This is a genomic window from Micromonospora sp. DT233 (assembly GCF_049841815.1).
Lineage (GTDB): Bacteria > Actinomycetota > Actinomycetes > Mycobacteriales > Micromonosporaceae > Micromonospora.
In genome coordinates, this window is the sequence record NZ_JBNCLB010000003.1 from 657300 (window position 1) to 675585 (window position 18286).

Genomic DNA, 18286 nt, shown 5'->3' on the forward strand with positions numbered 1-18286 from the left:
GATGACAGCCACCGTGGAGGCGTCCGCCGCGCCGGACCTGGCCGCCCTGCAACGGCGGGCCGCGCAGCGCGCGGCCGAGCGGGCCGGCGGGCAGGACCGGCTGCGCGGGCACATCGTCTGCGACAACCTGGTGCGGATCTTCAAGACCGAGGGGGTGGAGGTGGTCGCGTTGCAGGGCCTCGACCTGGTCATCGACCGGGGGGAGCTGGTGGCGATCGTCGGGGCCTCCGGGTCGGGCAAGTCGACGCTGCTGAACATCCTCTCCGGGCTGGACACCCCGACCGCCGGCACGGCCCGGGTCGCCGAGTACGACCTGCTGGCCCTCTCCGCTCGCCGCCGGCTCAGCTACCGGCGGCAGATGGCCGGGTTCGTCTGGCAGCAGACCGGGCGCAACCTGCTGCCGTACCTGACGGCCCGGGAGAACGTCGAACTGCCGATGCGGCTGGCCGGTCGGCGCGGGCAGCGGACCCGCCGGAGCCGGGCCGGCGAGCTGCTGGACCTGGTCGGGGTGGGGCACCTCGCCGACCGGCGGCCGGGCCAGCTCAGCGGCGGCGAACAGCAGCGCTGCGCGATCGCGGTGGCGGTGGCCAACGACCCGGAGGTGCTCTTCGCCGACGAGCCGACCGGCGAGCTGGACGAGGCCACCGCCGCCGACGTCTTCGCCGCGCTGCGGCAGATCAACGCGGAGCTGGGGGTGACGGTGGTGGTGGTCACCCACGACGCGGCCGTGGCCGCCCAGGTCCGCCGGACCGTCGCGATCCGCGACGGCCGGACCGCCTCCGAGGTGCGCCGCACCGCCCGGATCGGCGCGGACGGCAGCACCGAGCTGGTCAGCGAGGAGTACGCCGTGCTCGACCGGGCCGGCCGGATGCAGCTCCCGGCGTCCTTCGTGGACGCCCTGGCCCTCAAGGACCGGGTCCGACTCGACCTGGAACCCGATCATGTCGAGGTGCGGCCGGGCGACCGGGCCGACGCCGAACGGAGCGACACGTGACCGAGCAGCAGAACCCGACCCCGCCGGCCGCCGGCGGTGGCCTCGGCACCGCCGTGGCCGGCGACGAGGTGGTACGGGCAGACGGGCTGAGCCGCACCTTCGGCCGGGGCGAGCGCGCCGTGCACGCCGTCCGGGACGTCTCGTTCGCCGCCGCCCGAGGCGAGCTGGTCGCCGTCCGGGGGCGATCGGGTTCGGGCAAGACGACCCTGCTGAACCTGGTCGGCGGCCTGGACCGGCCGGACTCCGGGCAGGTGCGGGTGGCCGGGCACGACCTCGGCGCGGCCGGCGAGCGGGAACTGTTGCGGCTGCGCCGGGGCACCATCGGCTTCGTCTTCCAGACCTTCGGGCTGATCCCCATTCTCTCCGCCGCCGAGAACATCGGGGTGCCGCTGCGGCTGGCGAAGGTGCCCGCCGCCGAGCGGGAGGAGCGGGTGGCGACGCTGCTGGAACTGGTCGGGCTGGGCGAGCACGCCGCACAGCGGCCGTACGAGCTCTCCGGTGGCCAGCAGCAGCGGGTGGCGGTGGCCCGGGCCCTGGCCAACGAGCCGGACCTGCTCATCGCCGACGAGCCCACCGGTCAGCTCGACTCGGAGACCGGCAGGTCCATCATGGACCTGCTGCGGGCGGTGGTGCATGCTCGCGGCATGACGGCCCTGGTCGCCACGCACGACCCGGCCCTGATCGACCTGGCCGACCGCACCCTGACTATGCGCGACGGCCGCCTGCTGCCCTGACACCCATCCCGCTCCCGCCCGCCCCGTCGATCACGATCGGTGATCGACGAGGCGGGCGGGGTGGGGGTCACAGACGCAGTTTCATGCCCTCGTGGCTCGCGACGAAGCCGAGGTCGCGGTAGAAGCGCTGCGCGTCCGCGCGGGACTTGTCCGTGGTGAGCTGCACCAGGCCGCAGCCGCGTCGCTCGGCCTCACTGATCGCCCAGCGCATCATCTGCCGGCCCACCCCCTGGCCGCGGCGGTCCGAGCGCACCCGCACCGCCTCGATGAGCGAGCGCTCGGCGCCGTGCCGGCTGAGCCCCGGGATGTAGGTGATCTGCAGGCAACCCACCACGACGCCGTCCTCGTCGGCCACCACCAGGTGGTTGCGCGGGTCGGCGGAGACATCCGCGAAGGCCCGCTCGTACGCGTCGTCGACGTCGGCAGCGTCGCGATTGCCGCCCAGTTCGTCGTCGGCCAGCAGGGCGAGGACGGCCGGCAGGTCCGCCCGGACCGCCTCCCGAAACGTTAAGGTACGCATCGGATCAGCCTGGCACAGCCGGCGACGGCGATGCGCGGGTGGTGGCTTGCCAGCACCGGGCAGCATGATGCGGCATGGACGTCCTGCTGCCGTTCCGCTGGATCTACCGGGGCCTGGTCTGGTTCGCCAACTCCCCCCGGACGCTGATCGCGTCGTACCTGCTGATGATCGTGGTGGCCGGGGTGATCTACAGCCAGGTGGAGCACAAGAGCGCCGCCGACTCGGTGTGGTGGGCGGTGGTGACCGCCTCCACCGTCGGCTACGGCGACATCTCGCCGACCACGGCGGCCGGACGGACCCTCGCCGCGCTGCTCATCTCCACCATGGTGCTGCTGGTCATTCCGCTGATCACCGCGCACTTCGCGAGCCAGTTGATCGTGGACGACGACGCCTTCGAGCACGAGGAGCAGGAGGCGTTGAAGGCGGACGTACGGCGGATGCGGGCGCTGCTGGAGGAACTGGCGGCCCGTCAGGGGATCACCCTGCCGGCAGAACCGGCCCCGCTCCCGCAACCGCCGTCGGGGAGGCGCCGCCGCCGCAGGTGACTCAGGTGACGCGTGACGGTGCCCCTCGACCCGGGCGGGCGCGTCACCGGGCCGGGCAGCGCAGCCCCTCCCGCGGCACGGTCAGCGAGATCAGGTACGCGTCCACCGCGTCCGTCACGCAGGCCGTCTGCGGATACGCGGTGTGCCCCTCGCCCTCCCAGGTCAGCACCCGGCCCACGCCCAGCATCGAGGCCAGGGTGGCGGTCTGCTCGTACGGCGTCGCCGGGTCCCCGGTGGTGCCCACCACCACGATGGGCGGTGCGCCCACGGCCTTGCCGGTCGGGTACGGGTCCCGCCCGCCGGGCCATTGGACGCAGCTGAGCATCCCCACGGCCAGCGCCGGGCCGAAGAGCGGGTACGTCGAGCGCCACTGCGACTGGAGTTGGCGAACCCGCTGCACCGTCGGCTTCTCCGTCTCGTCGGTGCAGTTGATCGCGAGGTTGGCGTCGAAGAGGTTGGAGTATCGCCCGTCGTCCTCCCGACCCGCGTACGCGTCGGCCAGCTCGAAGACCTTCTCCGGGTCGCCCTCGCCGAGCCGGTCGATCGCCTGGGCCAGCTCCTGCCAGCCCGACTCCGTGTAGAGCGAGGAGATGACCGCGTAGAAGATCCAGCCCGAGGTGGCCTCCCGCCCGTCGGCCGCCTTCACCGGGGAGACCTTGGCCTTGTCGATCGCCGAGATCACCGCCGCCCGGGCATCCGGGGCGAGCGGGCAGCGCCCGGCGTTGGCCGCGCACCACCGGGTGAAGTTGTCGAACGCCCGCTCGAAGCCCTTCGCCTGGCTCTCGGAGCCGGCCACCAGGTCCTGCGTCGGATCCACCGCGCCGTCGAGCACCATGGCCCGGACCCGGGACGGGTAGAGCTGGGCGTAGGTGGCGCCGAGCAGGGTGCCGTAGGAGTAGCCGAGGTAGCTCAGCTTCTCGTCGCCGACCGCGGCGCGGATCGCGTCCATGTCGCGGGCGGCCTGCTCGGTGCCGTAGAGCGGAAGCTGGTCGCCGTACTTGTCGCCGCAGCCGCGCCCGATCCGCTGGTTGAGCGAGACGAGCCCGTCGAAGGACTCCTGGGACTGCGGATCCGGGTCGTAGCCGAAGCTGCTGTCCAGCTCGGCGTCGGGGATGCACCGCACGGGGCTGGACCGGGCCACCCCGCGCGGATCGAACCCGACGATGTCGAATCGCTCGGTGACCGTCGCGGGCAGCCCGCCGAACGCCGGGCCGAAGGAGAGGTAGACGGCGGTGTCCACCCCGGAGGCCCCCGGCCCGCCCGGGTTGATCACCAGCGAACCGATCCGGTCCCGCTGCTTGGTGGAGCGCGCCCGCAGCAGGGCGATCTCGAAGGTCTCCCCGACGCCCGGCCCGGCCGTCGCCCCGGTGCCGGAGCCCCAGTTGCGGGGCACCGCGATCCGCGCGCACTCGTACCGCATGTCGGGGGCGCCCCGGCCCACCAGCTCGTCGGCCACCTCTGGGCAGGCCCGCCAGGTCGGCGCGGTGCCGGGGGGCGCGGCCTCGACCTCACCCTCGGTGCGGGGCGCGAACGCCGGCAACGTGCAGCCGGCGGCGACCACCGCCGCCGCGACGACGCCGGCCAGGGTCAGCCGGACCCGGCGGATCCGGTCGGGGAAGCTGGTCACCGGCACGCCTCTCATGATCATCATCGACGACTCAGGCTACGCCCGGCCCGCCGTGGCGTCGGAGGTCGCCGCCGGATCGCCGCGCAGGACCTGGTCGACGTCGTAGCGGATGGGCCGGTCGAGCTGGTCGTAGCCGCAGGACCGGGGCTGGCGGTCGGGCCGCCAGCGCACGAACCGGGCGGTGTGCCGCAGCCGGTCGCCCTCCATCGCGTCGTACGCCACCTCGGCCACCAGCTCCGGGCGCAGCGGCTCCCACTCCAGGTTCTTCGTCCCCGTCCACCGGCTCACCCCGCCGGGGATGCGCTGGCCGCGCTCGTGGTCGCCGTGCACCCAGGGGTGCTCGCCGTCGACCTCCCGGTAGGGCTGCAACTCGTCCAGCAGCTCTCTGCGCCGGGCCGCCGTGAACGAGGAGCTGACCCCGATGTGGTGCAGGACCCCGGCGTCGTCGTAGAGGCCGAGCAGCAGCGAGCCGACCACCGGGCCGGTCTTGTGCCAGCGGAAGCCGGCCACCACCACGTCGGCCGTGCGGGCGTGCTTGACCTTGGACATCAGCCGCTTGCCCGGCTCGTACGGCAGGTCGGCGGGCTTGACGATGAGCCCGTCGAGCCCGGCGCCCTCGAACACGTCGAACCAGCGCCGGGCGGTGGCCGCGTCGGTGGTGACCTGGGTGACGTGCACCGGCGGGCGGACCCCGGCCAGGGCCCGCTCCAGCCGGGCCCGGCGCTGCGGGTAGGGCAGGTCGGTCAGCAGCTCGTCGTCGACGGCCAGCAGGTCGAAGGCGACGAAGTCGGCCGGGGTGGTCTCGGCCAGCAGCTTCACCCGGGACGCGGCCGGATGGATGCGCTGGGCGAGCAGCTCGAAGTCGAGCCGGGGCTGCCCGCCGGGGCCGTCGCGGCGGATCACGATGAGCTCGCCGTCGACCGCGCAGCGGCGCGGCAGCTGCCGCAGCGCCTGCTCGACCACCTCCGGGAAGTAACGGGTGAGCGTCTTGCCGCCCCGGCTGGCCAGCTCGACCTCGGCACCGTCGCGGAACACGATGCAGCGGAAGCCGTCCCACTTCGGCTCGTAGGTCGTGCCCGGCGCGGTGGGCAGCTCCGACACGGCCTTGGCCAGCATCGGCTCGACCGGCGGGTTGATCGGCAGGTCCACGGCGACAGTCAACCAGACCCCACCGACAGTCGTGAGGCGGATCACCGCCGGTGACGGCGCGAACCGTCCCGCCGCGTCCCGCTCGCCGCCCGCTCGTCCCACCCTGACCGGATGGCGTTCCCGCAGCCCAGAGCTAGTTTCGCCGAATGCGGGAGTTGGTCTGTGAATGTTGCGGGCGCTGGCGGGTCAGCGTCGAGCTGATCCACGGCCGCTACCGCTACCGCCTCACCCACCGCTACCCGGCCCGCCACGGCGGCGGCAAGAACGTGCTCGGCGAGGCCACCACCATCCCGGAACTAACGGCCCTCCTCCACCGCCACACCCCCCTGACCCTAGCCAACCTCAAGAACCCCTGACCCCGCCCCGCCCCCCGCCCCCGCCCCCGGCCCCGCCCCCGCCCTCCGCCCCCGCCCCCCGTGGATCATGGACTTGTGGTGCCCGCCTTGTCCCGTTCGGCGGCCTTCGCGGGGCACCACAACTCCAAGATCGACGCAGCGGTGGGGCGGCGGGGGTGGGGCGGCGGGGGCGGCGCGGGGCGGCGCGGGGCGGCGGGGGAGGGGCGGCGGGGGAGGGGCGGCGGGGATAGCGTCTGCGGGGTGGCGGGGGTGGACGAGGGTCTGGCGATCGACGTCAGCATGGCGGAGCTGCGGGCGGTGACGGGCTATGCGGTGGTCTGCGCTGAGCCCGCCCTGGCGATCTTCGAACGCGTCCGTCCCGACGATCGGCGTCCCCGGGGCGCGCTCGACGCCGCGCGGGCGTTCGTCGACGGAGGCCGGCGGAGCAAGGCGATCCGGGACGGCGCATGGGCGGCCCACCGGGCGTACCAGGAGACCCGCGACGCGGGGCAGGCGGCGGCGAGCGAGGTCGCCCGCGCGGCCGTCGCGGCGGCCAGCGCCGCGTACCTGCACCCCCTGGCGAAGGCCGCCCAGGTCCTGCACATCCTCGGCGCGGCAGCCCACGCGGCGCGGGCCTTCGAGCTCGACGTCGGCGACGACCCCGCCGTCGGCGTCGACCACGTCGAGCGGGCAAGCGGGCTCGCCGGCCCCGCCGTGGTGGACGTCCTGACGCGCTACCCCACCGCACCGGCCGGTCGCGGCCGGGCGGGAGAGCTGCTGCGGATGCTGGACGCCGCACTGCGCCGCCAGGCAACGGACCGCCCACGGCAGAGCCGGAGCTGGGACGGCTCTCGTCCGCACGGAACAGGAAGCGTCCAAGGTCCGCCGGCGTAGGCGGCGGGTGCGACGACAGGAGCGGGAGACCATGCGGTTCGAGGCGAGCACGGAGATCGCGGCCACCGCCGAGCAGGTGTGGCAGGTGCAGACCGACATCGACCGCTGGCCGGAGTGGACCCACTCCGTTCGCCGGGCCCGGCGGCGCGAACCGGGGCCGCTGGCGGTCGGCTCGACCGCGCTGCTGGAGCAGCCCCGGCTCCGACCGGCCGTGTGGCGGGTGGTCGAGGTCGCCGCCCCGTACCGCTTCGCCTGGGTGTCGCAGACCCCGGGCGTACGCAGCCACGGCGACCACCGGATCGTCCCGCTGCCCGACGGCCGGGTCCGGGTCGAGCTGACGCTGGAGCAGCGGGGCCCCCTCGCCGGGCCGGTGGGGTGGCTCTTCGGCGACCTCACCCGCAGGTACCTGCGGATGGAGGCCGACGGCCTCAGGCGTCGGTGCGAGCGGGCGTGACCAGCCGCTTCTCGAACACCGCGAGGGTGATTCCGTTGGCGTCCGGCCGGTGGCCGACGATCTCGTAGCCGTTGCGCCGGTACAGCCGCAGGTTTCCCTCGCTGGCCGCCCCGGTGAAGAGGGCGAAACGGGACACCCGGTCGGCGCAGGCCGCCTCCACCGCGCCCAGCAGCAGGGTGCCGATGCCCCGCCCCTGCTGGTCGGGGGCCACGGAGAGCCGGCCGACGTGGGCGGTGTCGTCGGCGACCCGGGCCCGGACCGAGCCGACCAGCCGGTGCCCGGACCGGGCGACCAGCACCGTCTCCTCGGCGGCCAGCGCGGCCAGGATCTCCTCGAGGGTCTCGGTGAGCGGCGGCAGCAACGGGTCGGCGTAGTGCTGCGCCTCGGTCACGTAGGCGGCCCGCTGCACGGTGAGGATCTCACCCGCGTCGGCGGGGGTGGCCGGGGCGATCAGTGGCGGCGTGGTCATGAAACCAGCTCACCACACCGCCGACGCCCGGCGCGCACGCCGGTACCCTGGCGCTGTCCCGGACCGGACCGGCCCCCGGGAGCGGCCCGGCCCTCAGGAGAGGCGGCAAGCGTGCAGGAGAGGCGGCGATCGTGCCCGAGCTGACCTATCCGCACGTCGGTGCCACGGAAGCCGGCGGTGCCACGGCAGCCGGCGGCAGCACCACCGTAGCCGCCGGCAGCCCCGGCATCGGAGGGCTGCCCGCCGGCTGGCGGCACGTGCGGCACCGGGTGCGGCTGCCCGACGGCTCCTTCGCCACTGCCGGCGCGGCGGTGCTCGGCTGGCGGCTGCACCGGGCCGCCGGCATCCGGATGGACGCCGACGCGCCCCGGGCCGCGCCCGGGGTCACCGTGGTCTCCCGGCTGGGGGTGGGCCCGCTGCGGCTGGCCGCGCCGTGCCGGGTGGTCTGGGCCGCCGACGACGCCCACCGGGCCGGCTTCGGGTACGGCACCCTCCCCGGCCACCCGGCTCGGGGTGAGGAGGCGTTCGTGGTCAGCCGGGACGACACGGGCGCGGTCTGGTTCGAGGTACGGGCGTTCAGCCGCCCTGCCGGCTGGCTGATGCGCGCCGCCGGGCCCGCCGGTCGAGCCTTTCAACACGGGTACGCCTGGTGGCTCGGCCGCACCCTGCGGCGACTCTGCGCCGCCCGGCCCTGACCCGCGCACCCGTGCGCCGCCCGGCCCTGACCCGCGGCCGGGGTCAGTATCGGGCGAAGGAGCGGATCGGGTGGCGCGGCCCGTACCGGGGGGCGTGCACGCCCTCGGCGGCCAGCAGCAGGCAGACCCGGCCCCGGTGGCCCCGGAACGGCTCCAGCAGCGCCAGCATCCGCGCGTCGTCGCCGCGCGCCTCCCCGGCCAGCGCCCAGGCCACCGTGTTCGGCACGTGGTAGTCGCCGACGCTGACCGCGTCGGGGTCCCCGTACGCGATCCGCACCACCTCGGCGGCGGTCCACGGGCCGATTCCCCGGATGCCGGTGAGCCGGCGGGTGGCCTCGGCGGCATCCGCGCAGCGTTCCAACCGGTCGGCTTCGGCGGCGGCCCGGCGCAGCGTGTCGGCCCGTTTCTGCTCCACCCCGAACGGGTGGAACACCCAGTACGGCGCGGCGGCCACCGCCGCCGGCTCGGGCGGCAGCAGCAGCGCCGGCTGTGCCGGCCCGGGTGCCGGCTCGCCGAAGTGCCGCACGGTCGCCGCGTACGCCCGGTACGCCTCCGTGCCGGTGACCTTCTGTTCGAGGATCGCCCGCAGCACACGCGGGAAGAGCTGACCGGTGGCCGGCATCCGCAGCCCGTGGTGCCGGGCGGCGAGCCGGGCCACCAGCGGGTGCCCGGCGGCCAGCTCGGCGAACCCGTGGCGGTCGTCGCGGAGCCCGGCGACTGCGTCGGCCCGCTCGAGCACCCAGTCGGCGCCGGGGCCGTACCCCTCGGCGTGCAGCTCGTCGGCCCCGGCCGGGCGCAGCGCGAGGGTGGCCGGGCCGGCGGGGGTGCGGGCGGCCCACCAGAAGGCCCCGTCGGGGGTGAGCCGGGCGCACGGGTCGTACGCGCTGAACAGCAGCGCGCGCACCGAGGCGGCCAGCCGGTAGCCGGCCGGCGGGCGCAGCGTGCGGCGGGCGGCGGTTGCGGTCACCCGCGACACTCTGCCACGCCGCACAGCCGCGTCGAGGACGCCGCCGAGCCGCCATGGCGAAGGACACCGCCGCGCCGCCGTGCCGAAGGACACCGCACCCGCGGGGCTCAGCGGCGGGCGGAGAACCGCGGGGCTCAGCGGCGGACGGAGAAGATGCCCGGTGGCGGCGGGGTGGAGTCGGTGGCGTCGGCGTCGCGTACCACGGTGGCGCCGCCGGCGAAGCGGTCCAGCTCGTCGCCGGCCAGCACCCGGCCGGGGAACCAGTCCCCGGCGGCCCGGCGGGTCAGCTCCGGCACCGGCGGCTCGGCCCGGCCGGCCACCAGCACCAGGTTGCCGTACCGGCGACCGCGCAGCACCCCCGCGTCGCCCACCAGGCAGGCCCGGGGGAGCACCGCGCGGACCGTGGCGACCTGGGCGCGGGCGTGCCGCAGGGGCGGGCCGTCGGCGACGTTGGCCAGGTACCAGCCGCCGGGGTGCAGCACCCGGGCCACCTCGGCCGCGAACTCCACGCTGGTCAGGTGCGCCGGGGTACGGGCACCGGCGAAGACGTCCGCGACCACCACGTCGTAGCTGCCGTCGCGGGCGGACGCCACGGTGGCGCGGGCGTCGCCGACCCGGATCTTCAGCCGGGGGTCGGCCGGCCAGGGTAGCTCCCGGCGGACCAGGTCGACCAGGGCGGCGTCGACCTCGGCGACCCGCTGGGTGGAGCCGGGCCGGGTGGCCCGCACGTACCGGGGCAGGGTCAGCGCGCCGCCGCCGAGGTGCAGCACCCGCAGCGGCACGCCGGGCGGTGCGAGCAGGTCGAGGGCGGCGCCGAGCCGCCGGACGTACTCGAATTCCAGGTGGGTGGGGTCGCCCAGGTCGACGTGCGATTGCGGGGCGCCGTCGAGCAGCAGGGTGAACGAGCCGGGGCGGTCCGCGTCCGGGACCAGCTCGGCCTCGCCGGTGTCGACCCGCGCGACGACCCGGTCGTCGCCCCGGCGGCGGCCCATCAGCGGCGGGGGCCGCGGGCGGCGGCGGTCAGGGCCCGTTGCAGCAGGCGGGCGTCGCCGAGCAGCGCCCGCAGGCGGCGCTCCAGCCCGGCGATCGGGATGAGGTTCTGCGGGGCGCGCGGGTCCTTGTACGGGGTGGAGGCGAAGCGGGGGAGGGTGACCAGCGACAGGTCCGCCAGCGCGATGGCCTCGGGCTCGGTCAGCTCCGCCGAGCACTCCACCCGGACGATGCCGGCCCACGGGGCACCGCCGGTCACCGGCAGCCGCAGGTACCACGAGTACCCGCCCCACGGGGTGCCGAGCTTGAACACCGGGCACCGCTGACCCGAGCGCAGCCCGGTCACCACGGCGGTCAGCCGGGCGTCGAGGTACTGGCTGTGCTGGGTCTTGATGTAGCCCAGGGTGCGGGGGAGCTGCCGGCGGCTGCGCAGCGGGCCGTCGACCACCAGCAGGTCGCCCTCGATGCGGGCCGCGCCGGAGACCTCCACCTCCAGCGCGGTCAGCGGCGCCTGCACGGCCGCCTGGAGCTTGTTCAGCTCGCCGGTGCCGCTGACCCGGTGCACCGGGTAGCGCACCGTGCCGGCCCGCACGTCGCGCGCCGACGGGCTGGCGGTGAAGAGGCCCCGGCGGACCTGCGCGCCGGCCAGCCGGGCCGCGCCGCGCTCCAGGTCGCAGCGGACCACCCCGGCGGCGTACGAGGCAGCCAGCCCCGGGTACGACGCCCCGTCGGCCTCGGCGGTCCAGACGCTGGCGTCGATCCGGCGCACCCCGTCGACCAGCAGCACCACGTCGGGTGCCCGGACCCCGGGGCGGACGTCGATGGCCCGCCAGTCCACCGCCGGCAGCTCCACCTGGGCGTCGACCGGCTGGCTGCTCGGCGCGGCCGGCCCGCCCGGCGTCGCCTCGAAGGACGCGCCGTAGCCCGGGTCCCAGGTGTCGACGAACAGCTCCGGGGCCGGCTCCTGCGCCGCCGCGCCGATCGGCCCACCGGCCCCGATCGGCACCGCCCCTGCGGCCCCGGCCGGCCCGGTCACAGGCCGGTCCGTTCCACGCGGGCGGTGCGGGCGTCCTTGCGGACCTCGTAGCGCACCGGGATGCGCTCGGCCAGCGCCGGCACGTGGGTGACCACGCCCACCATCCGGTCGCCCCGGGCGGCCAGGCTCTCCAGGGTGGCCGCCACCGTGTCCAGGGTGGCCGCGTCCAGGGTGCCGAAGCCCTCGTCCAGGACGATCGACTCCAGGCTCGCCGCCGTGGTGGACATCCCGGCGAGCTGCTCCGACAGGGCCAGCGCCAACGCCAGCGACGCCTGGAACGTCTCCCCGCCCGACAGGGTCCGCACCCCGCGCCGCAGCCCGGCGTCGTGGTGGTCGACCACGAAGAACTCGCCCTTGTCGTGCACCAGGTCGTACTGGCCGCCGGAGAGCTCCCGCAGGATCCCCGACGCGCCGTCGACCAGCAGGTCCAGCGCCTCGGCCAGCAGCCAGCGCTCGAAGTTGTTGGCCCGCAGGTGCCCGGCGAGCGCCCGCGCCACCTGGGCCTGGTGCTCGTGCCCGGTGCGCTGCTCGCGCAGCCCGGCGGCCTGCTCGCGGCGCTCCACCAGCCGCCGGTGGGCGGCCTCGGCGCGCTCCACGGCCACGGTGGCCGCCCGCACCGGGTCGTCGCCGGCGCTGCGCCCGGCGGCGGCGAAGACGGCGGCGATCCGTTCCTCCACGGCCTCGGCGGCGGCCTGCGCCTCGGCGACCGCCTCGGCCAGCCCCACCCGCTCGTCGCGCCGCCGCCCCGCCTCGGCGTCGGCCCACCGGGTCAGCGTCGCCCAGGCCCCGGCGACGTCGTCGCGGTCGGCGGCCGGCGGGCCGAAACGGGCCAGCGCGTCCCGGGTCGCGTCGAAGTCCCGCCAGGCGGCGCGGAGCCGCTCCTCGGCGGCCTCCAGCGCGGCGCGGGCCCGCCGGGCGGCGTCCCGGCCGGCCCGTACCCCGCCCGCCGCCTCGTCCAGCGCCCGGCGCAGCCGGGCGTGTTCGGCCAGGTCGTGCCGCAGCGCCTCGACGGCGGCGGCCCCGGCGAGCTGGTCGTCCAGCTCGGCCAGCCGGCCCCGGAGCTGGTCGTGGCGGGCCCGCGCGCCCAGCAGCGCCCGCTCCAGGTCCCGCGCCGCCGCGTCGCGCTCCCGCACCACCCGCTGCGCCGCCTCGGTCGCCGCGCGGGCCGCCTTCCCGGCGGCGGTGGCCCGCGCCACCGCCGACCCGGCCGGCACCGCCGGCACCCGGGGCACCACCTGCTCGCAGACCGGGCAGGGCGCCCCGTCGACCAGGTGCGCCCGCAGCGCCACCGCCTGGTCGGTGGCCTTCGCCTCCTCGTGCGCCCGGAACGCCGCGTCCAGCTCGGACTCGGCCCGCTGCGCCGCCGCGGTGGCGGACGCGAGCGCGGCCGCCGCCGCGTCGTGCTCCCCGGCCGCCGCCGTCACCGCCGCGCCCACCACCGCGGCCTCCTCGGCGAGCCGGTCCCGGTCGGCGTACGCCCGCAGCAGCAGCCGCAGCGCGCTCTCGTCGCCCGCGCCGGCCAGCTCCCCGCGCAGCTTCTCCTCGCGCTCCTCGGCCAGGGCCACCCCGGCCGCCGCCTCGTCCGCGCCGGCCCGCGCGCCGGCCACCGCCCGCGCCACCTCGGCCACCCCGGCGGGCGCGCGCACCGACCCGAGCCGGGTCAGCTCGGCGTCGAGGTCGGCCAGCGCCGCGTGCGCCTCGCGCGCCGCGCCCCGCGCCCGGTCCCGCTCCGGTACGGCCGCCGCGACCGCCTCGGAGAGCTCGTGCGCCCGGGTCACCTCGGCCTCGGCCTCGGCCAGCGACGCGTCGTCGACGTCGGCGAGCCCGGCGAGGATCCGGTCGACCGCCTCCAGCTTCGCCTCGGCCTGGCCGGCGCGCTCGCTGGCCCGCTTCTGCACCGCCTCGTAGACGCCCAGGCCGAGCAGGTTGACCAGGATCTGCTGCCGGGTCGCCGGCCGGGCGTGCAGGAAGTCGGCGAACTGCCCCTGCGGCAGCACCACGCAGCTGGTGAACTGCTCGTACGGCAGCCCGACCGCCTCCAGCACCGCCCGGTCCATCTCGGCCGGGGTGCCGGCCACGACCTCGCCGAGGTCCTCCGGGCTGAGCCCGGTGTCCAGCTTCGTCACGTCGAACCCGGCCGGCATGAGCTGCAACCCGGCGTTGGCGGTCTTGACGTTGCCCCGGCCGTCGCGGCGCACCACCCGGGTCGCCACGTAGCGGTCCCCGGCGGACTCGAAGACCAGCCGGACCCGGGCCTCGGTGGCCGACGGGGCGAGCGCGTTGGCCAGCCCACGGGTGCCACCCCAGCGGGGCACCGTGCCGTAGAGGGCGAAGCAGATCGCGTCCAGCACCGTCGACTTGCCGGAGCCGGTCGGCCCGACCAGGGCGAAGAAGTCGGCGTCGGTGAAGTCGACCGTGGTCTCGTCGCGGAACACGGTGAAGCCCGCCATGTCCAGCCGCATCGGGCGCATCAGCGCTCCACCTCCTCGAAGAGCTCGTCGAAGAGCTCCCGGACGCCGTCGTCGGCGTGCCCCTTGCTGCCGAGGTAGTCGGCGAAGAGCTCCCGGGGCGACCGGCCGGCGCGCTGGGCGGTGCGGGTGCCGCTGCCCGGGGCCGGCACCAGATCCGGGTCGATCCGGATCTCCAGGGCCCGGGGGAGCAGCTCCTGCACCTGCTCGCGCAGCCCGGCACGGGGCTGCTCGCTGACGAACACCCGCAGCCAGCCGTCCGGCGGGGTGGCCTCGGCGAGCTGCGCCAGGGTGCCCCGCATCGTGCGCAGCGGCACGGCCGCCGCCACCGGCACCTCCCGGATGCGGGCCGCGCTGGTGGCGGTCACCTCGACGATCGTCACCGACGGGACGTTCTCCTGCTCGCCGAAGTCCACGGCGAGCGGGCTGCCGCTGTAGCGGATCGGGCAGGGGCCGATGACCCGCTGCGAGCGGTGCAGGTGGCCCAGCGCCACGTAGTGCGCGGTGTTCGGGAAGACCGTCGCCGGCACGGCGTACCCGAGGACGGTGTGCGCCTCCCGCTCGCCGCCGCCGGTGCTCGCCCCGACCACGGTGAGGTGGGCGGTGACCAGGTGCACCCGGCCGGGCTCGTCGAAGCCCTCGGCCAGCCGCCCCAGCACCCGGCCGAGGTGGTCGGCGTACGTCTGGTTGGCCTCGGCGGCGGTCAGCTCGTACATCTCCACGGCGCGGACCGCGTACCGCTGGGACAGGAACGGCAGGGCGGCCACCCGCCACCGCTCCCCACCGGCGGTGACGCCGTCGATGACGTGCTCGTCCGGGTTCTCCCGGACCCCGCCGCGCAGCGTGATCCCGGCGGCCTCGGCCCACGGCCGCAGCGCGTCGAGGGCCTGTCCGTTGTCGTGGTTGCCGCCGATGGCCACCACGTCCGCGCCGGTGCGGCGCAGCGCGGTCAGCGCCCGGGTGACCAGCCGGGTCGCCTCCGGGGTGGGCGCGGCGGTGTCGTAGAGGTCCCCCGCGACGATGACCAGGTCCGGCCGCTCCTGGTGGGCGACGTCGATCACCCCGGCGAGGACCTGCTTGTGCTCCTCGGCCCGCGACTGCCCCTTGAGGACCTTGCCGACGTGCCAGTCCGAGGTGTGCAGGATCTTCACTGCGCCCGCCTTTCGTTCGTGGCCGCGCCGCCCACTAGAACGGGATGTCGTCGTCGCTCGTGCCGCCGCCGGAGCCGACCACGGCGAACGGGTCGACCGTCCCGGTGATCGACCGTAGCGTCTGCGACGGGGCCCGGCCCGCCTCGGAGACCCGGGTCGCCCACGCCGGGAACGGGAACTCCAGGCAGAGCGGGACCGGGATGTCCGGTTGGTTGACGAACATCGTGCCCGGCTTGGCCAGCAGCGCCCGCTGCCGCTGGGCGGGCGGGAGGAAGCCGTACTCCGGGCGGGACGCCTCGGCCGGGTCGAGCCGGCCGACCACCCGGATCGCCGAGTTGGTGACGATCCGCCGCTCCACCTCGCTGGCGGTCTGCTGCGCGCCGACCAGGATCACCCCGAGCGAGCGGCCCCGCTCGGCGATGTCGAGCAGCACCTCCTTGATCGGGGAGGAGCCCTCGCGGGGGGCGTACTTGTTCAGCTCGTCGAGCACGACGAAGAGCAGCGGCTTGGCGGTGCCCGCCTTCTCCTTGCGCTCGAACTCGCTCTTCAGCGTCACGCCGACCACGAACCGCTGCGCCCGGTCGGGCAGGTTGTGCAGGTCGACGACGGTGACCTGGGCGCTCTCCGCGGTGTTGATCGAGTGCGGGCGGCGGGTGGCCAGGTCGCCCCGGATCAGCCGGCCCAGGTCCTTCTTGCTGCCGATCAGCCGCCGGGCGAACGCGTTGACCGTGCCCAGCCCGACCGCGCTGCCGGCCCAGTCGCCCCGGGTCTCGTCGTCGTTGAGCGCGGCGACGACGTGGTCCACCAGGTCGGCGTACGAGCCGAGCCGGACCCCGTCGACGCTCACCCCGCCGTCGGCGGGCTGGGCGTAGCGGGCCAGGTGGGCGGCGACGGAGTGGACCACCATCGTGTACTGCTGGCGCTCGTCGTCGGCGTCGGCGAAGACGTACGGCAGCAGGCCGGTGGCGCAGAACTCCTCCAGCGTCCAGTAGAAGCTGTCCACCCCGGTCAGCCGGCTGCTCACGTCCGGCGTGCCGGAGGAGTCGCCGACCCTCGGTGGGGCGTAGACCCGCACGTCGGGGAAGGCCCCGGCGTCCAGCCCGAGCTTCGCGTACCCGGCGCGGGTGGCGTCGTCGAGGCGGGTGTTGGGGTGGTCGAGGAAGAGCAGGTCCTCGCCCTTGACGTTGAAGATCAGCGCCTTGGCGTTGACCGCGTCGCCGCCGAGCACGCCGGAGCGGAAGACCGAGTAGAGCAGGAAGGTCGCGAAGCTGGTCTTCGTGGCCACCCCGGAGATGCCGGAGATGGAGATGTGCGCGCCCCGGGTGCCGTCGAGGAAGTCGGCGTTGAGGTAGACCGGCACCCCGTCGCGCCCCATGCCCATCGGGATGCGCCGCTCCATCCGGTCGAAGTGCAGCGCGCGGGCCCGCGCGTCGCCCTCGGCCCGGTGCACCACCGCGCCCGGCGTGGGCGGCACGTAGAGCTCGGGGTCGACCCGGGTGGTGGTGATCTCGGCGGCCTCCTGCACCATCGCCGGCAGGGTGCCGTCGGCGATGGCGAAGACGTCCGAGTCGAACTGGGCGCCCTCGTGCCGGGCCCGCACCTGGGTCACCACCCCGGCGATGGTCACCGGCTCCCGGTCGGGCAGCTCGCGGCGGGTCACCACCACGTCGTCGAGCTGCAGGTAGCTGCCGGGGGCGACGGCCGTCCAGAACGTCAGCGGGGTGGCGTCGGCGGTGCCGAGCACCCGGCCGACCCCCTCGCCGGGGCCGTCGAGCTGGTCGTCGGTCATCAGCGCGCTCCGGTCAGCTGGTCGTCTCGGTGAGGGCACACGTGGAGCATCCTGCCCGAGGGATGCGACAGGTTGCCACGCGACGCGGCGCAGCCCACCCTACGACCGGCCCACGATGACCGTGCGTGGCCGCCGATGCGCAGCCGGTGGCCCTGTCGGGGTCCGTGGCGGCGCTGCCGGGTCAGCCGGCGGTGGCGGCGGGCGGTGGCTGCGCGTCGCGGGTGCTGGCGGGCGGTGGCTGCGCGTCGCTGGCGGCGGCTGTTGGGTCGCGGGCGTACCGGAGCATCAGCGTGCCGTCGGCGGCGGCCAGCACGTGCCGCAGCGGCAGCTCCCGGGGCGCGCTGGCCTCCCCGACGGTGATCCGGCCGGAGCCGCCCCCGGCCAGCAGCGGCGCGACGGTGAGGCAGAGCTCGTCGACCAGGTCGGCGGCGGTGAGCGCGCCGAAGAGGTACGGGCCGCCCTCGCAGAGCAGCTGGCCGAGGCCGCGCCGGTGCAGCTCCGCCAGCCCGGCGGCCAGGTCCACCCGGTCGGTGCCGCAGCGCACCAGGTCGGCGACCTCGGTCAGCCCCGGGGGCGGCTGCGCGCCGGCATGGGTGAGCACGATCGGCCGCACCGGGGCGTCGGCGAAGGCCCCCTGTGCCGGGTCCAGGTCCAGCGAGGCGGAGACGACCACCAGGGTCGGGTACTCGGCCAGCCCGTGCGCCCGCCGCCAGGCCCGGCGCGGCTCGTTGAGCCGTACCGCGCCGTAGCCCTCGTGTCGCAGCGTGCCGGCGGCCACCAGCAGGCCGTCGCAGACCATCCGCAGCAGGCCGAAGACCCGCTTGTCCGGGACGCTGGAGAGTCCCTCGGAGTAGCCGTCGAGGGTGACCGCGCCGTCGGCGCTGGTCACGAAGTTCACCCGCAGGTGGGGTCGGCCGGCCCGGCCGTAGAGCGCCACCAGCTCCGCGTCGTCCAGCGGCGTCGCCGCCGGGTCGGGCCAGAGCCGGGAGATCGGGGGCCCGGCGCTCATTCGCCCGCCGGACCGGTGACCGGAGGGGTCGGCTCGGGAACGCGATGCTGGCAGTCGCACCACGTCCGACCAGGGCAGTCCTCGTGCCGCTGCTCCCGGCACGCTCGGCAGATCATCCCGCCACCCTATGCCCAAACCCCCACCCCCGCCCCGGACCCCTGCGACCTTGGACGCTTTCCGTGCGCTGGTGATGCCGGGGTCTGAAGACGAACAGGCCGCCGGCCGGGCACCCTGCGTGCGGGTGTCCGGCCGGCGGCGGTACGACTGCGTGCGCGTGCGGTGTGAGCGGGGTGAGCGGGGGTCAGCTGTTCCAGTGCTCGGCGACGAGGTCGGCGGCGAGCTGCTCCCACTGGGCGTAGTGATCCGGGTAGGCGGAGACCTGCACGGTCTGGGCGGCCTTGGTCAGGGGCATGTCCTGCCACCCGTCGACCTGCTTGAGACCCTTGAGGAACGCCAGCGT

18 protein-coding genes are annotated in these 18286 nt (G+C 75.9%); 7 read left to right on the plus strand and 11 right to left on the minus strand.

Annotation, left to right across the window (positions count from 1 at the left end; all coding sequences use genetic code 11):
• Position 1: 1 nt before the first annotated feature.
• Positions 2-994, plus strand: a complete 993-nt coding sequence (locus tag ACLQ2V_RS11070) for an ABC transporter ATP-binding protein (RefSeq protein ID WP_425718289.1) — start codon at positions 2-4, stop codon at positions 992-994.
• Between the two features lie 68 nt (positions 995-1062).
• The gene (locus ACLQ2V_RS11075; protein WP_425718348.1) at positions 1063-1728 is read left to right on the plus strand and encodes an ABC transporter ATP-binding protein; all 666 of its coding nucleotides are present in this window, start codon (positions 1063-1065) and stop codon (positions 1726-1728) included.
• 67 nt (positions 1729-1795) lie between these two features.
• Here ACLQ2V_RS11075 and ACLQ2V_RS11080 read toward each other — a convergent pair whose 3' ends face one another.
• The gene (locus ACLQ2V_RS11080) at positions 1796-2248 is read right to left on the minus strand and encodes a GNAT family N-acetyltransferase (protein ID WP_425718290.1); all 453 of its coding nucleotides are present in this window, start codon (positions 2246-2248) and stop codon (positions 1796-1798) included.
• A gap of 74 nt (positions 2249-2322) precedes the next feature.
• Here ACLQ2V_RS11080 and ACLQ2V_RS11085 point away from each other — a divergent pair, with 74 nt between their 5' ends.
• The gene (locus ACLQ2V_RS11085; RefSeq protein ID WP_425718291.1) at positions 2323-2793 is read left to right on the plus strand and encodes a potassium channel family protein; all 471 of its coding nucleotides are present in this window, start codon (positions 2323-2325) and stop codon (positions 2791-2793) included.
• A gap of 43 nt (positions 2794-2836) precedes the next feature.
• Here ACLQ2V_RS11085 and ACLQ2V_RS11090 read toward each other — a convergent pair whose 3' ends face one another.
• On the minus strand, positions 2837-4444 hold the full coding sequence (locus ACLQ2V_RS11090) for an alpha/beta hydrolase (RefSeq protein WP_425718292.1): 1608 nt from the start codon (positions 4442-4444) through the stop codon (positions 2837-2839).
• 12 nt (positions 4445-4456) lie between these two features.
• Positions 4457-5569: an ATP-dependent DNA ligase gene (locus ACLQ2V_RS11095; protein ID WP_425718293.1), complete on the minus strand. Its 1113-nt coding sequence runs from the start codon at positions 5567-5569 to the stop codon at positions 4457-4459.
• 146 nt (positions 5570-5715) lie between these two features.
• On the opposite strand from ACLQ2V_RS11095, the gene ACLQ2V_RS11100 reads away from it, so the two are divergent.
• From ACLQ2V_RS11100 to ACLQ2V_RS11110, 3 genes are all read left to right on the plus strand, one after another.
• Complete coding sequence (locus tag ACLQ2V_RS11100; RefSeq protein ID WP_425718294.1) at positions 5716-5925, plus strand: hypothetical protein; 210 nt, start codon at positions 5716-5718, stop codon at positions 5923-5925.
• 240 nt (positions 5926-6165) lie between these two features.
• The gene (locus ACLQ2V_RS11105; RefSeq protein WP_425718295.1) at positions 6166-6798 is read left to right on the plus strand and encodes a putative immunity protein; all 633 of its coding nucleotides are present in this window, start codon (positions 6166-6168) and stop codon (positions 6796-6798) included.
• A 7-nt stretch (positions 6799-6805) separates the two neighbouring features.
• A complete protein-coding gene (locus ACLQ2V_RS11110; protein WP_425718296.1) occupies positions 6806-7252 on the plus strand; it encodes an SRPBCC family protein in 447 nt (148 codons plus the stop codon).
• Here the strand turns inward: ACLQ2V_RS11110 and ACLQ2V_RS11115 are convergent.
• Positions 7227-7721 (minus strand): GNAT family N-acetyltransferase, encoded by a 495-nt coding sequence (locus ACLQ2V_RS11115; protein ID WP_425718297.1) that lies wholly within the window; start codon positions 7719-7721, stop codon positions 7227-7229. The two genes, ACLQ2V_RS11110 and ACLQ2V_RS11115, sit on opposite strands and share 26 nt — an antisense overlap.
• 131 nt (positions 7722-7852) lie before the next feature.
• Here ACLQ2V_RS11115 and ACLQ2V_RS11120 point away from each other — a divergent pair, with 131 nt between their 5' ends.
• Complete coding sequence (locus ACLQ2V_RS11120) at positions 7853-8416, plus strand: DUF1990 family protein (protein WP_425718298.1); 564 nt, start codon at positions 7853-7855, stop codon at positions 8414-8416.
• 43 nt (positions 8417-8459) lie between these two features.
• Here ACLQ2V_RS11120 and ACLQ2V_RS11125 read toward each other — a convergent pair whose 3' ends face one another.
• The 7 genes from ACLQ2V_RS11125 to ACLQ2V_RS11155 form a co-directional block, all read right to left on the minus strand.
• Positions 8460-9383: a DNA-3-methyladenine glycosylase family protein gene (locus ACLQ2V_RS11125; RefSeq protein ID WP_425718299.1), complete on the minus strand. Its 924-nt coding sequence runs from the start codon at positions 9381-9383 to the stop codon at positions 8460-8462.
• A 134-nt stretch (positions 9384-9517) separates the two neighbouring features.
• Positions 9518-10375 (minus strand): spermidine synthase, encoded by an 858-nt coding sequence (locus tag ACLQ2V_RS11130; protein ID WP_425718300.1) that lies wholly within the window; start codon positions 10373-10375, stop codon positions 9518-9520.
• Positions 10375-11322, minus strand: a complete 948-nt coding sequence (locus ACLQ2V_RS11135) for a hypothetical protein (RefSeq protein WP_425718349.1) — start codon at positions 11320-11322, stop codon at positions 10375-10377. Before ACLQ2V_RS11135 ends, ACLQ2V_RS11130 begins: the two co-directional genes overlap by 1 nt.
• A gap of 83 nt (positions 11323-11405) precedes the next feature.
• Positions 11406-13880: an AAA family ATPase gene (locus tag ACLQ2V_RS11140; RefSeq protein ID WP_425718301.1), complete on the minus strand. Its 2475-nt coding sequence runs from the start codon at positions 13878-13880 to the stop codon at positions 11406-11408.
• On the minus strand, positions 13880-15028 hold the full coding sequence (locus ACLQ2V_RS11145; protein WP_425718302.1) for an exonuclease SbcCD subunit D: 1149 nt from the start codon (positions 15026-15028) through the stop codon (positions 13880-13882). The genes ACLQ2V_RS11140 and ACLQ2V_RS11145 overlap by 1 nt, the downstream gene beginning before the upstream one ends.
• Positions 15029-15062: 34 nt before the next feature.
• On the minus strand, positions 15063-16817 hold the full coding sequence (locus tag ACLQ2V_RS11150; protein ID WP_425718303.1) for an ATP-binding protein: 1755 nt from the start codon (positions 16815-16817) through the stop codon (positions 15063-15065).
• Positions 16818-16998: 181 nt separating this feature from the next.
• Entirely contained in the window at positions 16999-17826 is an 828-nt protein-coding gene (locus ACLQ2V_RS11155; RefSeq protein WP_425718304.1) for a pyrimidine reductase family protein, read from the minus strand.
• Between the last annotated feature and the right edge of the window lie 460 nt (positions 17827-18286).

Excerpts from the sequence above, each read along its gene's own strand:
- ACLQ2V_RS11070 (WP_425718289.1), top strand. The coding sequence starts at position 2 with ATGACAGCCACCGTGGAGGCGTCCGCCGCGCCGGACCTGGCCGCCCTG.
- ACLQ2V_RS11080 (WP_425718290.1), bottom strand. The coding sequence starts at position 2,248 with ATGCGTACCTTAACGTTTCGGGAGGCGGTCCGGGCGGACCTGCCGGCC.
- ACLQ2V_RS11085 (WP_425718291.1), top strand. The coding sequence starts at position 2,323 with ATGGACGTCCTGCTGCCGTTCCGCTGGATCTACCGGGGCCTGGTCTGG.
- ACLQ2V_RS11090 (WP_425718292.1), bottom strand. The coding sequence starts at position 4,444 with ATGATGATCATGAGAGGCGTGCCGGTGACCAGCTTCCCCGACCGGATC.
- ACLQ2V_RS11100 (WP_425718294.1), top strand. The coding sequence starts at position 5,716 with ATGCGGGAGTTGGTCTGTGAATGTTGCGGGCGCTGGCGGGTCAGCGTC.
- ACLQ2V_RS11115 (WP_425718297.1), bottom strand. The coding sequence starts at position 7,721 with ATGACCACGCCGCCACTGATCGCCCCGGCCACCCCCGCCGACGCGGGT.
- ACLQ2V_RS11130 (WP_425718300.1), bottom strand. The coding sequence starts at position 10,375 with ATGGGCCGCCGCCGGGGCGACGACCGGGTCGTCGCGCGGGTCGACACC.
- ACLQ2V_RS11140 (WP_425718301.1), bottom strand. The coding sequence starts at position 13,880 with ATGCGCCCGATGCGGCTGGACATGGCGGGCTTCACCGTGTTCCGCGAC.
- ACLQ2V_RS11150 (WP_425718303.1), bottom strand. The coding sequence starts at position 16,817 with ATGACCGACGACCAGCTCGACGGCCCCGGCGAGGGGGTCGGCCGGGTG.
- ACLQ2V_RS11155 (WP_425718304.1), bottom strand. The coding sequence starts at position 17,826 with ATGAGCGCCGGGCCCCCGATCTCCCGGCTCTGGCCCGACCCGGCGGCG.